Genomic DNA, 15,609 nt, shown 5'->3' with positions numbered 1-15,609 from the left:
CTATCTTAAAGTTTTTTAAAATACTAATGAAAATTCAAGTTATAATAACTTAATTTCCAATTATTTAAATGCAATTAAAATAGGACTACTAAAGTAATTGACACATATTATCCCCCCAAATTCTAGAGGATCATCTATATAGATGATCTTCTTTTTTTAATCTATTTTCGTTTTAAGCCAATCAAATAAAGTTTTGTACGCCAGCTTTCTTACAGGTATTTTAGAAAGGAATAAATCGTGCATTCCGTTGTTTATCGCGTGTGTTGTAACGTCATCTTTAATCATTTTAGCATAATATTCGATGTGTTGTACATTTAACACAGCATCCCCTTGCATAAAATCTTCCGTCCATTTTTTTTCATAAATAGTTCTATCGCTATGCATCACTAGTAAGGGAACATTCAATTTTAAGTGGTTCTGAATATTTTTATGGCCATTGTATATAGCTCTAATAAAACTTAAACCCACCTTGGGTATTTCGTGAGGTTTCCAGTTTAAGTTGTAGCTCCATTCACCAAACATATCTTTATGTAAACTATAACCGTAAAACTTAGAAAGACCACTGGAAATTTTCTTATCGGGCATATATTTCCCTAAAAATGCTAGAATGGGTATACCTATTTTTCTTTCAAATGAATTAAGATTAAACTCATAAAAGGGACTGTTACAGATGACACAGTGAAACAAGCTACTGTTTAAATGCCTTCCGGCATAGTTAGTCACTATCAAACCACCTGTAGAGTGCCCCAATAAAACCACCTTATTATTTTCTTCTAAATGAATAAGCTGCAAAGCTTTATTTATCTCCTCGTCATACTCTTCTAAGGAGCGTACATTATTTAACTTTTGGTGACTCAAGAACGAACGACCGTACTTTCTTAAATCTAGCGCATAGAAATTAAACCCTTCACTATTAAAGTGATTTGCCATTTCACTTTGAAAGAAGTAATCATTAAAGCCGTGAATATATAAGGCAGCTTTAGAAGACTTTACAAGCGATTTCTTACGAATTATAGTAGCAACTACTTTCCCTTCATAATCATCCTCTAATGCTAGGGTGATTTGTTGAAAATCATCACCCAATATATCTAATGAATACTGCCCTTCATTTAATTTCATAGATGCCTCATTTTATAAAGTTGAATATTGTATAAATTAAATATACTATTTTGAAATATAAGTTAATCTAGATTATTAGGTGTCTCAAAGATGTATAAATAGAAGAAATAAAAGACTTCACATTTATAGTGAAGTATTCTTATTTAGTAGCGGAAACAGGACTTACTTCGACTGCGCTCAGTATAAACTTCTCGTCCTGTTCTAAAAAGTTATATTCAAAAAAAAAGACCTCACATTTATAGTGAAGTCTTCTTACTTAGTAGCGGGAACAGGACTTACTTCGACTGCGCTCAGTATAAACTTCTCGTCCTCTTCTAAAAAGTTATATTCAAAAAAAAAGACCTCACATTTATAGTGAAGTCTTCTTACTTAGTAGCGGGAACAGGACTTACTTCGACTACGCTCAGTATAAACTTCTCGTCCTGTTCTAAAAAGTTATATTCAAAAAAAAAAGACCTCACATTACTAATGAAGTCTTCTTACTTAGTAGCGGGAACAGGACTTACTTCGACTGCGCTCAGTATAAACTTCTCGTCCTGTTCTAAAAAGTTATATTCAAAAAAAAAGACCTCACATTTATAGTGAAGTCTTCTTACTTAGTAGCGGGAACAGGACTCGAACCTGTGACCTTCGGGTTATGAGCCCGACGAGCTACCTACTGCTCTATCCCGCGATATGGGTTTTCAATATTTCATCTTTAGCTTTTAACTTTCGGTTCATAATGCCGACTGAAATATTGGACTGCAAAGATACAAACCTTTTACTAGTTTGCAAATAAAATTCCGAAGAAAATTAAAGTATTTTATAACCGCTTAATAAATAGCTGATTTTGAATGGCGCTGACGAATAAAATCAGGAATAAAAATAAAAGAGAGGGGTTATCGTGAAGCTAAAAGCGTCCCAATACACCCACTGCTCCCCAACAGCAGGTGTAATCGGTAGCTTAATAATGGTAAAAAACCAAAATCTAAACATTAACGAGTTAAAATCTTATCAACTATATAATGACAGTTCAAATATAGAGTCATTATTTTATTGATTTCGACCTAATGTATAAACGTATCTAAAATTTGGATAAACGTAGAATCAGAGAAAAAGAGTGACAGTTGTCCCAAACTCTGTATGTTCTATTTTGAGAGCAGAATCTAAATTATAATTTAAAAAGTGTAACCTTTCTTTTATAAGTGAAATACCTTTTGAAGTACGTTGTGTAGGCTTAGTTACCTTTTTACTCCCTATTCCATTATCAGTGATTACACATTTTAGTTTATTGTCTTGCATTTGATTAATAACAAGTGATAATGCTGGGTTTTTTATAATGTTAGGAAATGCGTGAACAAAAGCATTTTCTAAGAAAGGTTGCAGTATTAAATTTGGAATTTCTGTATCACAAACATCAATTTTCGGATCTACTATAAAGTTTATAGAAATACGATTTTCGTGACGTTCATTCTCTATCTCACAATAAGTTTTTAGATAGTCTAATTCCTCTTTTAAGCTTATAAGCGTGCGACTAGAATTGTTTAAATTGGCTCTTACCAGCTTTGAAAACTTAACCAAATAGCTCGAAGCCTTTTCATTTTCACCTATAACTACTAAATGCTGAATACTGTTTAATGCATTGAATATAAAATGCGGGTTCATTTGCGCTAATAAGGCTTCAGCTTTTAGCCTTTCAATACGTTTATTAGTTGCAATTTCTTTTGCTGTTATTATTTGGTGTTGTTTTCTTTTACGATTAAAATAAAGAGAAGTGACAAAGACTATTGCAGTAGCCACCAATAACCTAAACCACCACTGTTCATAAAACGGGGGGTTAATTGTAAATTCTAAAACAGACTTTTCAAACCACTGCCCAGTATATGTATCATTTACTCGAACACTTACGTTATATTCTGCAGGCTCAAGAAAGCTCAAATTAATCTCTGGGAAATCTAATTTTGTCCAATCTGAGTTATCTTTCATTTTATAATAAAACTCTAGCTTATTTGGATATGGATGAGAATTGGTTGAAATACTAATTTCAAGTTTATTTTGTTTTGAATTTAAGATAATAGGCTCTTTCCCATGTTCATAAACAGTATCATTAACCTTAATTTGTTCTACAAATAAATTATTAATCCTGTTTTTAGAATTAACCAGGCTTTTCATATTCACTTGATACTCTCCTCCATCAGAACCAAGATACAACACATCATTATGCACATTTATAGCATGAATATTCTTTGTTACCCCCTGATCTTCATTAATGAATATTTGCTTTTCATCATTGTAAAAAAGAACTCCTCCCTCTGTTACAATTATTAGCCAATCCTTGAAGGAGTCTAATAGCAAAATTGAGTTTCCTTTAATATCAGATCTATCAATCTTTTTTATTATTTCAAATCCATTCTTGAAATCTACTATAAATACATCTCCAAATTCGTTCCCTATAGCTACATAATCATTAAAAACAGCATTGTGTCTTAGTTTTTTCTCCTTCCAAATCCCAGTATCTAAAAACGACTTAAATGTTTTATCATAAGAAAAAAGACCGCTAAAAACTGAAAGAAAATAAGTGGTTGAATCTCTTCTAAATGTTCCAACAATATTTGTAGGAGTACTAGGAAGTTCTTCGTCATAATATGTATACCTTAACGGATATTCACTTTCATACACTCTTACTCCACGATACGGATTAGTCTCTATTAAGTTGTTATCTGAAGTAAAATCAAACTCTAGCGTATGTAAAGGCAAGTACGATTCAAAAACACCATCTGGACGAAATTTATACAACCCAATATTTGTGTTAATCCACACGTGAGTCTGTGATTTTTTAATTGTGTAAAAAATTATATCAGTTTCAGGAGTATCATAATTCAACTCATAAAAAAAATCTTCGTGTTTAGGTAAGTTGTTTTTATTAGCTTTCACAAAGGCAACTTCCTGTTGTTTAAAAAAGCTAGCACCGTAATATTTGTTTGCTATATCTACACCATCATCGTATAAACTAATTTTGTTTTGATTAAAATGATCTATTGCAATGGTTTTTTTATGACTAGAAGGATAATATTGAACCATTGGGTTTATGGATATCTGAAACAGTCCATTGTCTAGAGTTCCTGCGTACAATAACTCTAAATTTGGATTATACTCAAGTACAACAAGGTTTTTACTATCTATACCATGAACCTCTTCATAAGAATTTCCATCTTCAGAAAACTTTAGCAATCCTCCGTTTTCTTCAAAAACTCCCCAGGCAGCACCATAAACAGTTTTATCATTGGTAACAGCATAATCCCAAATTATAGGAAAGCCTTCCCTTTTCTTAGCCACAGGTACTTTTTCGTTCAGCAAATCGGTTATAGCAAATACAGAAACAGCTCCCTTATTACTAGCAAACAAGGAGTCACCAATTCTCTCTGAATCGTAAATAAATTTATGATCACTTATTTTTTCAAGAAAGTACTCATCACTTTCATTTGAAATTTTATAAATCCCAGTATTATAGGTAGTCGTAAACACTTTATTATTAAAATCGAAGAATCCCGAAATACGCATTAAGGAACTTTCCTCATGGTTTAATGAAGCAACTACAGATTTTTCAGCAATATTAATTACGGAAACCCCACCACTTGTACCTACATATAGAAAGTCTCCGAATACATTTAAGTGGGTAATATGGTTGTTAACTAATCCTTTATCGGTGTTAATAATTGTAAAATTGGAGCCGTCGAAATGCGCAATTCCATTCCCATAACTTCCTACCCAAATATCTCTATTTGCATCTTCGGTTATTGCCCATATGTTATTAAGCGGTAATCCGTCCTCCTCAAAATAGGTTGATACTTTGTTATTGTGTTTTCTTACTAAACCATTATCCGTACCAACCCATAAAACACCATTTTTAGAAAGATGTAGACTTCTTACAGTGTTATGGGGTAAAAAGTTTTTTGTAGAAAAATGCGTAACCGGTGGTGTTTGCGCATTACACACTAATAAATTCGTTATCAAATAAATGATAAATAAGCTATACTTTTTCAAGAACTCTATTTAAAAAATCATTTTCACGCCTATAGGATACTTCGAGCGTGCTTCCATCGGTTAGTTTTACGGTTTTTTCTTTTTTATCATAGCTTACAACTGCTGCAAGAGCTACTATATAGCTTTTATGAGTTCTAAAAAACAATGATTGTGGCAAGCGTTTCTCTACAGTCCTTAACGATTGAGAAACAACTATTTTTTTATCTCCCGCAATATGCACCTCACTGTAATTTCCATCGGCTTTGATAAAGAGAATATCATTCACACATGTTAACTCAAAACCTGTAAGAGTATTGAAAAATATTCTTTTCTTACCTTCTTCTGCTTGATCAACGTAACTTTTAAGTAAGGCAATTTGCTCTTTCAGTGCATTAGAATTTGATTTCTCAACAAGGTATCTCTGCATGGTTTCATATAATACCGACTCGTCTATAGGTTTTAAAATATAATCGAATGCACTATATTTAAAAGCTTGTATTGCATACCTATCATAGGCTGTTGTAAAAATAACATCGAATGTGGGGTTGGAGAAATAATTAAATAAGGCAAACCCATTTTCTTCAGGCATATGAATGTCTAAAAAAACGAGATCTATTGAGTTATTAACAATTAAACTACATGCTTCTTTTATAGATTGCGCTGTGCCTACTACTGTAATGACATTAGAAAATTGTTTCTCAATCAATACTTTAAGCAATGAATTTGCATGTGGTTCATCGTCTACGAGGATAACATTTATCATAAACTAAATTTATATAACCGAAATATCTTTTACAAATATTCTTAAAGAATTTGGTACTTTCCTTATCTTTAGAGAAATGAATAAGACCTTAAAATACACAATATACGTCATTCTTACATTTGGCGCTATAGTAATAGCATCAAATATTTATGTAAATCACTTTCTGAAAAATAAACTTCAAAATTTTATTGAAGAGCGATTACCAGAAAATATGATTAGGGCTTATGAAAGTATTACGGTTGAAACTATTAGCGGTTCTCTCTCTATAACCAACGCGTCACTTATAATCAACAATAAAAAAGACAGTGTACAACACACTTTTATAAATGTTGAAAAGCTCAAAATTTCTGACATAAGCTACTGGGATTATTTATTTAATGATGAAATTCACGTTGAGTCCATTTCTTTGGAAAACCCAATTATAGCCTACTACCAAGATAGGCAATTACCTGTAACAGATACAGTGCGAAAACCCGTTGCCAAAATTTACAAACCAATACTTATAGATCAAGTTAAAATCAACAACACCAAATTTGTAATTTTTGAAGATGGAAAGGATTCTACAAAAGTTTACACAAATGGTTTAAGTGTAAAAGTTAACGGAATACGGATAGACAATAAAACAGTAACTCGTAAAATACCGCTTGATTACAAAAGCTTAGAAGCAAAAAGCGACACAGCATTTGTAAAAGTTAGTCCTTACGAAAACTTAACAGTAGAAAATTTTTTAGTTAAAAATTGGAAGGCAACTTTTAATAATATTAAGCTTAAAACAAAATATTCTAAAAGAGAACTCTCAAGAATAATTCATAAAGAACGTGATCATTTTGACCTATCATTAAAATCATTATCAATTGACAATTTTGATTTTGGGTTTAACAACAATGACTTTTTTGCTAAAAGTAAGCTTATCACACTCGACGCCCCTATTTTAGAAGTTTTTAGAGACAAATTGGTTGCAGACGATTTTAAGGTTAAGCCGCTCTATAGTAAGATGCTTCGCGAATTACCTTTTGAGCTAACTGTGGATTCGGTTAACATCAAAAATGCAAATATTAAATACGAAGAAAGGCAGCATACTAAAAACATGGGAGGTTCTATCAACTTCAAAAACTTAAATGCAGCAATTTCAAATGTTGGTAATACATACAAGAGTCCGGTAAAAACTAATTTAAACATTTCTGCAGATTTTATGGACAACACCCCTTTTACAGCAGAATGGAGTTTCGATGTTCAGAATCTAGAAGATAGATTTTTATTTAAAGCACAAGTAGGGTCATTAGTGGCCGATAGGATGAACAGCTTTACCGAACCTAATTTAAATGTGCGTTTGAAAGGTCAGACCCATAAAACTTATTTTACTATTGATGGGAATAGTGAAACTTCAACAACCGATTTAAAAATTAATTATTCAAATTTTTCTGTTACAGTGCTTAAAAAAGATGGCAGCACAAAAAACAAATTTCTATCGGCTGTTGCAAATATTTTTGTTTCTACCAACAGTAATAAAACCAATGACAATTACCGTGAAGGGGTTGCAGAAGCAACTCGAGATAAAACAAAATCCATTTTTAATTTTTTATGGATTAGTTTAAAGAATGCTCTAGCAAAAGCAATGACAGGGAGTGGCAAGAAATAGCTTCAAGTTTATTGAGATATTCTTACAGCGGTAAACTCAATTAACGCTCCATCTTCAAAACTAACTTCCAATTCTAAGGGATTGCAGCAAATTTCACAATCTTCTATATATTTTTGATGCCTCACGGAAGTATCCAGCAACATCGAAATGCTTTCCCAGCAATGTGGGCATTGAAAAAAATGTTCGTACATAATTGGGGATTTTTAGGATTATATATCACTTGTTATTTTAAAAGATCATTTTCTGCTAACTCCTTCTCTATCGTTTCTTTTACAAATTTATAACCCGCATTTTTTGCGTAGAAAAAGTTTGCTAAAAACGAAAGGAACCTATTTTTAAGTAGATATTTTACAATTAAGCCTATCCTCTTTTTAATCTTCGACTTATAACGATTTTCAAATTCTGAAAATGACATTTTTGGGAAGGGTAAATCTTGAATATCTGCATCTTCACCGTAGGTTTCGGTATCAAATTTATTATTAAAATTTCTAAGCACTCGCATATCTGGAATTATTGGAAATAGCTTATCACCATTTACATCCATAGGAGGTACTGAAAACTCAAACCTCTCTTTAATTTCTGCATTGGGCTTAATGCTTAAGCGTGTTTCGATTTCTTCGGAAGGGATTGCAAAATAATACCTTAAAAATGCTTGACAATTTTTTCTACCTAGTTGGAAGTCATGCGCCCGAAAATCACGACTTAAAAACCCTGCAAAACCACCTATAGGTGCAGAGGCTAAATCATTTTTACTTCTAACCCATTCTCCATTTTTCTTAATCTTTCTTACAGGTTCTATTAAAAACTTTGTTCGGTCGCTTAAATCTAAAGCATCTAAAATTCCTTCTTGATTAAACATCACCTGATTTCGAAGTGACCTTAGAAGACCTTTTGCAATACTCGAAATACTTTTCCCACTTTTGGAAACGTCTTTATCCTTATTGGGGAATGGGTCTATCATAATTACCCCATATCTGCAAGCTTCAATACTTTTAGGATTCTTTTCTTTAAGTACTTTCAAGGCGATCCCGTATGGTTCGTTATTTATAACTCCACCATCAACAGAATTAAAAGTGTAGATATCTCCTTCTGGTAACAAGGGCTCTATCCCTTTCGACTGATTGAATAAATATCTAGGATATCGTTTAATGTATTCTGACGATATAGCCACCTCTCTAGACCGTAAACCAATCGGGAATGCTGCAGTACTTAGCGTTGCCTCTTTTAAATATTGAAGATGTTTTTTCTTTGAAATATCAAGCACATAATACAACTCATCTTCATTTTCAGGAATGCCCGATTTGTATTTATCATTTTTCAGTTTATACCTAAAAAATCCACCGTGATTTGTAATAACCGTTCCCTTTGAAGAGTCTCTACTTCCGTCAAAATTCACCAAAAAATTTATTCCGCGTAAATTGGTTGTCGTTAAGATAACATCTAAACTATCGGAAGCGTATTTAGGAATTTCTCGCTGTTCTCGTATTCTTATAGCTTCATCGGCAATATCATCTATAGCTTTAGTATTTAATAACGAACGAACTTCTCCAAATTCTTTTAAGTCATTATCACCTAGAAGTTTGTCTATAGTGCTACTTTCTTTAGTATCCGCCATTTCTACCCAACTTCTATAAAAGATGTTATCTATACCATTTGGGTTATCTTTATTTATGCTTTTGTAGTTTTTATCGGCTAAAGCAAGTAACGTGAGCGAACCAGATATACCACCCGCTGAAGAACCGCTCATTACATCAATTTCAACTTGATGCATGGGTATAGAATGGTCGTAATCCGGGTGATTAATACCACGACTTCTATTTATAACTTTCGCTTTTTCCCAAAGCTCAAGTGTTTCTAATAAATAATCTATTACACCAGCAGTATATGCCCCGGCCGATACAGCACCCGCCATTGTGAGGCATAATTTGAATGTTTTCTCATTTTCCATAAGCTCGTGACTAATAAATAACTCGCTAACAAACAACAAGTTAAAACAATTAATCCAAAGAACTTATGAGTTATGCGATTTTTACGATAGGGATTCTACGGTTTCTTGAAGCACTTCCCACTCTTCCATCAATTTTTTAAGCAACTTTTTCTTCTCTTGATACTTGTCGAAAAAGTGAGGCTTAGCAATAGTTTCTTCGTAATTTATAAGTAATTCGGTATCTATAGCTGCAATTTCTTTTTCTAAGGAAGTTATTTTAGATTCAACATTACTTAATTTGTTTTTTGCAGATTTTAATTTCTTTTGAATTTCGTATTCCTCACCTGCAGTTCGTTTCTCTTTAACTTCTGTAACGACCGTTTTCTTTTCGGCTTCACGTAGGTTTTCGAGGTTTCTTTGTTCTAAGAAAAAATCAATATCGCCTAGGTATTCTTTGATGTGTTGATCTTTAAATTCGTAAACCTTATTGGTTAGACCTTGTAAAAAGTCACGATCGTGAGAAACTAAAATTAAAGTCCCTTCAAAGTTCTTTAAAGCGTCCTTTAAAACGTTTTTAGATTTAATATCAAGGTGGTTTGTAGGCTCATCCATTACCAAGACATTAAAAGGCTGTAGCATTAATTTGGCAAGGGCTAAGCGGTTTCGCTCTCCTCCACTTAATACACGCACATACTTTTCTACTTCGTCTCCTCTAAAAAGGAAAGAGCCCAAAATATCTCGAACTTTACTTCGGTTTTTCTCGTTTGCAGCATCAATCATTGTATCTAGTACAGTTTTGGTGCCATCCAAATAATCAGCTTGATTTTGAGCGAAATATCCTATCTGTACATTATGACCTAAATTAAGTTTTCCACCGTATTCGATTTCTCCTACAATAATTTTTGCAAGAGTAGATTTCCCTTGACCGTTTTGACCTACAAAAGCTATTTTGCTGTCTCTTTCTACTAATAAATCAATATCGTTGAGAACCTTCTTCTCTCCATAGTTTTTTGTAATTCCCTCCGCTTCTATTACTACTTTCCCCGGGGTAACCGATATTGGGAAATGTAATGTCATTACACTATTATCATCTTCATCTACTTCTATGCGGTCTATTTTGTCTAACTTTTTAATAAGCGATTGCGCCATTGTAGCTTTACTAGCTTTAGCTCTAAACTTATCAATTAGTTTTTCTGTTTGCTCAATTTGCTTTTGCTGATTTTTCTGAGAAGCTAATTGTTGCTCTCGTAATTCATTGCGAAGAACTAAATACTGAGTGTACGGCTTGTTAAAATCGTAAATCTTTCCAAGTGAAATTTCTATGGTACGATTTGTAACATTATCCAAAAACATTTTATCGTGCGATACAATCACTACCGCCCCAGTATAGCCCTTTAAAAAATCTTCTAACCATAAAATAGATTCAATATCTAGGTGGTTCGTAGGCTCATCTAACAGCAGTATATCGTTATTTTGTAGTAGTAGTTTTGCTAATTCAATACGCATTCTCCATCCACCAGAGAAGGTTTCTGTTAGCTTCCCAAAATCTTCACGTTGGAAACCTAAACCTTGTAAAATACGTTCTGTTTCACCTTGATAATTGTACCCACCATGTATTTCATATTGATGCTGAATATCATTCAAATCTACCATTAACTGGTGATAGCCATCACTCTCGTAGTCTGTGCGTTCAGCTAATTGGGTGTTAATTTGTTCTAATCGCTTTTCTAACTTTTTAATTTCAGTAAAAGCTTCATATGATTCTTCAAGAACTGTACGACCTTTCTCAAAGTCGATATCTTGCTTTAAAAAGCCTATCGAGACTTCTTTGTCAGTTGCAATCTGGCCTGTATCATATTCTTGTTCACCTGCGATAATCTTTAGTAGTGTAGATTTTCCTGCACCGTTCTTCCCAACTAAACCAACTCGATCGCCAGGTTTTAATTGAAAGGTTATTTTTTCGAACAAATAGTCTCCTTGAAAGGAAACAGAAAGATTATGAATGTTGATCATTATGTCAAAAGTGAATTAAGATATCAGGATTGTAAAATACCACTGGTAATTGTTGCAAAGATGCTTAAATTTGCGGTTCTAAAAAAACACTCATGCAATTCTTAAAAGGTTCTAAGCTTTACAGTATTTTCACAAGCACATGTCCTGTTTGTCATAAAGGTGATATGTATATTGAAAACAATCCCTACAAGGTTATGAAGATTATGAAAATGCACGAGCACTGTAGCCATTGTGGTAAGAAGTTTAAAATAGAACCATCTTTCTTTTTTGGAGCAATGTATGTAAGTTATGCTGTTGGGGTTGCAATTGCAGTAGCTACATTTATTATAGCATATTTTTTTATGGGACTAGATAGAAATTATGCCTTTTTATCTATCATTATAAGCTTAGCTGTTTTATTCCCAGTTATAGTAAGAGTGTCTAGAAACATTTGGATTAACCTCTTCGTGGATTACGATAAATACGCTGCCCAAAAAAAAGGTGTAAATGAATAGTTATACCTTCCAATTTTTAGCCCGTCCAATATAAATTTCCTTAGTTAAGGGCTCCCCTTCTTCTAAATGTTTATATAATGTTTCTGAAAGTAATGGAGCCATTAAAAACCCTCTCGAACCAAGCCCATTAAAAAATACTAGGTTTGGATTTTCTTCTAAACTTCCAAGTAGCGGTCTATGATCTTTTGTAGTTGGCCTAACGCCAGCTTCTTGACTTATCACTTCAAAGGAGCAATTAATAAACGATTTTAGTTTTGATAGTATTTCATCCTTAGCTTCTTCGGTTGGATTTAAACTATAATCATCACGTCCATAGGTTGAACCAACTTTATATTTATCATCACCCATAGGAATTACATAGATAGGTCCTTTCAAAAGAGATTTAACTTTTAAATCTGCAGCTTTAATAACAATAAACTCTCCCTTATTCCCTATTAATGATTTCTTTAGAAAAAAGGGGTTCTCGACTACTTTTGAGCCTTCTGCAAAGATGATTTTTTGGGCTAAGATGTTTTTATAAACAACGCAATTATCTTTTTGATGAAGTTGTTCGTATTCAAAATTTTCTGTGATTAATTTTTGTTTGCTTTTTAAATATTCACGATATCCAGAAAGCAAACTTCCCGTATGAATTTGAGCGGTTCCTAATACTTCTCCAAATCCCAAAGGAGCTTCTATAGCTGGATTATTATTTTTAATAAAAGTAGAAGATAGGAATCCATCCAATTCTTTTTTATCACTTGCTACAGTCCAATTATTTTGTTCTTCAATACTTTTAAAAATACGTTTAATAGATTTTTCTTCAAAGAAATCAGTTTGTATTTTCTTAGAAAGCGATTTGTAAAAATTAAAAGCATATGGATGAAATTTAGAGACGTTCCAAGTAGCTGTAAAGCGTTTTAATACAGTTGGATTAAAAACACCTCCAGATTTTGCCGTAGAGCCCTCTACGCCGCTATCTATAAGCATAAAGCTCTTGCCGTGTCGAATAAGTTGTTCAGAAATACAAATTCCTGCAATTCCTAACCCTACTACTATATAATCTTTTTCAACCATTACCTTTTGCGGATTTATTTAAAATCTTGAATACCTATTAAATAATAAACCCTTCAAATTCCATATTGGAAAATGAAGGGTTTTATTAAGACTTGATAATTATAGAATTAATAATTCCACATATCTAATTCAATATTTCGAATTTGTTCTTTAATTCTATCAGATTCCATTAACTGCATAAGTGCATTATCGTTAATATAATCTTTAACATCTCTATCACCTTGAATATTATCTTCTCTATAGATTACAGCACTAAAGCGTCTAGAGTTTAACAGATGATCAAAAGTTATAGGTTGAGAGGTATTACTTCTATTAAAAGTTCTAGCATTGTGAAGTACTTCACGAGCACCTGGGAACCATACCCAAAACAGTTCAACTTTTGAATCTAGACCATCGTCTGGAAATGCTTTAGAGCGCGCCTCATTTGCTACAGGACAAAGTCCTAACAAACGGTATTTAAGTTCACCTTGACGTTTATCAACATACCAGTAACCTCTAATTCGCCACTCTTCTATATCTCCTGCATCTAAGTTAAAACGACGCACGTACTGTGGATCTACTACCCCTTCAGCATTGTATTGCTCAATACCTAAATCGGTAGTATCACTGTAAACTAAAGAAGTTTCTAAATCGTCTAACGTTCGTTTTTCAGTAAAATATGAATCTGCATATACAGCATCAATTTTACCGTTTTTAATGTTTTTTACTAAAACATCGTAAAGAGAACGTCTGTCTGATCCAATGTTGTTTGTATCTATAGGATAGTACAATGGGAAGTTTACTCTCTCGTTAAGATCAATAATCTCCCAAGTAGTTTTAGCCCACAGTACATCGCGACTATCTGTATAGCCATAAGGCAACGGACCATCATTATCGTAAGCGATTTGGGCTTCGGTCTTTAGGCCTATTTCCTCTGGAGTTTTGGCGTTTAGAATATTCAACTGTGCGTGAGCACTAGCTGCCATTCCAAGACCTAAAACACATAAAACAACATTTCTCAAAGTCATAAAACTTATATTTAATTTTTAATTTGTCAATTCGATAATTACTGGAGCGGTTTTCTTAAGCATTACACCACTTCCAGAAACTTTTGCATTAATATCGAAAATCTGAACAGTTTCACCTCTTCCAGCTTTTCTAATTGCACTTACAGCAGCACCATTCAACTTAGTTCCATTTACACGTACAGTTGGTTGACCTGGTACTTTTAAACTAAAGCCTGAAACACTTAGATTAATGTCAAAATCAAAGTCTTCTAATACTGCAGATACAGATGAAATCTCTAATCCTTGACGTTGCATTCTCACTAACCCAGTTTCACCTCTAATAGCTCCAACTGGCGCAGGAATATCTTTAATTCTAAACTCAGCAGGCGTTTTAACACCTGTTCCATCAGGTAAAGTACCACTAGCAGTAATTGTTACTGTTCTTCCAGATCCTGGACGCATAACGTATTTACTACCTGAAACTTTAGATAGACCTGGAGCAGAAGCATTAACTTTATTATCTGGAATACCAGGAATAGAAACCGTCATTGGGTTGTCTACACCACGATACACCACATTCATTTTATCAGCAGCAATTACAGCAGAATTAGGTTTTGAAATTGTTGAGAATCCTAAGTTAACAGGAACCTTAGTTTCTTTACCGTCTTCTTTGAAGATTAAATCTCCTTCTATTTTATGGTCACCTGGAGAACCTGCAGTAATATTAAGCATTACTTTACCATTTTGGATAGAGTATTGATCTGCACTTAATGGCTTACCATCTAATGTAAGTTTAACTTCGTTAGGCTTAGTATTTGGATCTTTACGACCTAATACAATACCTCCATCAAACTTCTCACCTGCATAATATGCAGTTTTACTAGTTTCTAACAGTGTGTTGTATTGAGAAAAAGACAATGCTGCAGCTTGTTGTCCTGCTAACATATTTGATAAAATCTCGTTCTCAGTAGTTTTGATATCACTCTGCATCTGAGTTAACTTAGTTCTAGAAGCTACCATAGGGAAACCTTCAAAGTGGTAGTTTAACCATGGTAATGTAACTCCGTCGCCACGTTTTACAGGATCAGTTGCAAATTTTTTAGAAACATCAGCTGCTATACTAGCATATCTTTTGTTTTCTCCAATAACCGAAAGAATACTATTCTTATAGTTATTTATTTGATCTAAAAACTCTTGTCCAGCTGCTGTATACTTGTCGCCGTTAAAAAGTTTTTGATCTAAAAAGTCTGATCTGTCTTGCATTTCATAGCTTTCAGCATCTTCAGGTTTAATAGTGCTCATCATTTCACTTTTAAGACCTTCTAAGTATGAATCAAACTCATCAGATATTTGACTAATTTGTTCAGCTTTTGCCTTTACTTCACCATATTGTTCTGGTTGATCAACAGCTTTTGATGCTAAGCTCTCCATAAAAGCATTGTTACGTGCTTCTGCTGCAGTATTAGACTCTGTTAAACGTTCATTTAATAATCCAAAAGCCGAAAGCACTTCTTTTGACATGTTCAACGCCATCATCGCGATGAATATCAAATACATCATGTTAATCATTCGTTGCCTTGGGGATAGTTTTCCTCCTGCCATTTTTATTC

General features: G+C 33.3%; 11 protein-coding genes and 1 tRNA gene. 2 read left to right on the top strand and 10 right to left on the bottom strand.

Features of this window, described 5'->3' with window-relative positions:
• Positions 1-156: 156 nt before the first annotated feature.
• The 4 genes from G3A46_RS03760 to G3A46_RS03745 form a co-directional block, all read right to left on the bottom strand.
• The gene (locus tag G3A46_RS03760) at positions 157-1,119 is read right to left on the bottom strand and encodes an alpha/beta hydrolase (RefSeq protein WP_165146387.1); all 963 of its coding nucleotides are present in this window, start codon (positions 1,117-1,119) and stop codon (positions 157-159) included.
• 600 nt (positions 1,120-1,719) lie between these two features.
• Positions 1,720-1,792 (bottom strand) — tRNA-Met (locus G3A46_RS03755).
• 413 nt (positions 1,793-2,205) lie between these two features.
• The gene (locus G3A46_RS03750) at positions 2,206-5,112 is read right to left on the bottom strand and encodes a histidine kinase (protein ID WP_165146384.1); all 2,907 of its coding nucleotides are present in this window, start codon (positions 5,110-5,112) and stop codon (positions 2,206-2,208) included.
• A 16-nt stretch (positions 5,113-5,128) separates the two neighbouring features.
• Entirely contained in the window at positions 5,129-5,884 is a 756-nt protein-coding gene (locus tag G3A46_RS03745) for a LytTR family DNA-binding domain-containing protein (protein WP_165146381.1), read from the bottom strand.
• A 76-nt stretch (positions 5,885-5,960) separates the two neighbouring features.
• Between G3A46_RS03745 and G3A46_RS03740 the strand changes: the two genes are divergently transcribed.
• A complete protein-coding gene (locus G3A46_RS03740; protein WP_165146378.1) occupies positions 5,961-7,523 on the top strand; it encodes a hypothetical protein in 1,563 nt (520 codons plus the stop codon).
• An 8-nt stretch (positions 7,524-7,531) separates the two neighbouring features.
• On the opposite strand, the gene G3A46_RS03735 is transcribed toward G3A46_RS03740, so the two are convergent.
• The 3 genes from G3A46_RS03735 to G3A46_RS03725 all read right to left on the bottom strand — a co-directional run bounded on the left by G3A46_RS03735 (position 7,532) and on the right by G3A46_RS03725 (position 11,463).
• Complete coding sequence (locus G3A46_RS03735) at positions 7,532-7,714, bottom strand: CPXCG motif-containing cysteine-rich protein (RefSeq protein WP_165146375.1); 183 nt, start codon at positions 7,712-7,714, stop codon at positions 7,532-7,534.
• 32 nt (positions 7,715-7,746) lie between these two features.
• Entirely contained in the window at positions 7,747-9,435 is a 1,689-nt protein-coding gene (locus G3A46_RS03730; protein WP_165146373.1) for a patatin-like phospholipase family protein, read from the bottom strand.
• A 117-nt stretch (positions 9,436-9,552) separates the two neighbouring features.
• Positions 9,553-11,463 (bottom strand): ABC-F family ATP-binding cassette domain-containing protein, encoded by a 1,911-nt coding sequence (locus G3A46_RS03725; RefSeq protein WP_165146370.1) that lies wholly within the window; start codon positions 11,461-11,463, stop codon positions 9,553-9,555.
• A 92-nt stretch (positions 11,464-11,555) separates the two neighbouring features.
• On the opposite strand from G3A46_RS03725, the gene G3A46_RS03720 reads away from it, so the two are divergent.
• Positions 11,556-11,957, top strand: coding sequence for a DUF983 domain-containing protein (locus tag G3A46_RS03720; protein ID WP_165146367.1), 402 nt, complete (start codon positions 11,556-11,558; stop codon positions 11,955-11,957).
• Here G3A46_RS03720 and G3A46_RS03715 read toward each other — a convergent pair whose 3' ends face one another.
• The 3 genes from G3A46_RS03715 to gldM all read right to left on the bottom strand — a co-directional run bounded on the left by G3A46_RS03715 (position 11,958) and on the right by gldM (position 15,601).
• Entirely contained in the window at positions 11,958-13,013 is a 1,056-nt protein-coding gene (locus G3A46_RS03715; protein WP_165146364.1) for an FAD-dependent oxidoreductase, read from the bottom strand.
• 107 nt (positions 13,014-13,120) lie between these two features.
• On the bottom strand, positions 13,121-14,020 hold the full coding sequence (gldN, locus tag G3A46_RS03710) for a gliding motility protein GldN (protein ID WP_165146361.1): 900 nt from the start codon (positions 14,018-14,020) through the stop codon (positions 13,121-13,123).
• Between the two features lie 18 nt (positions 14,021-14,038).
• Positions 14,039-15,601 (bottom strand): gliding motility protein GldM, encoded by a 1,563-nt coding sequence (gene gldM / locus G3A46_RS03705; protein WP_165146358.1) that lies wholly within the window; start codon positions 15,599-15,601, stop codon positions 14,039-14,041.
• Between the last annotated feature and the right edge of the window lie 8 nt (positions 15,602-15,609).

It is taken from the genome of Aequorivita sp. KMM 9714, from assembly GCF_011065475.1.
GTDB classification, from domain to species: domain Bacteria; phylum Bacteroidota; class Bacteroidia; order Flavobacteriales; family Flavobacteriaceae; genus Aequorivita; species Aequorivita sinensis.
Note: the sequence above shows the minus strand (reverse complement) of the source record. Positions and strands in the feature narration are given on the sequence as shown.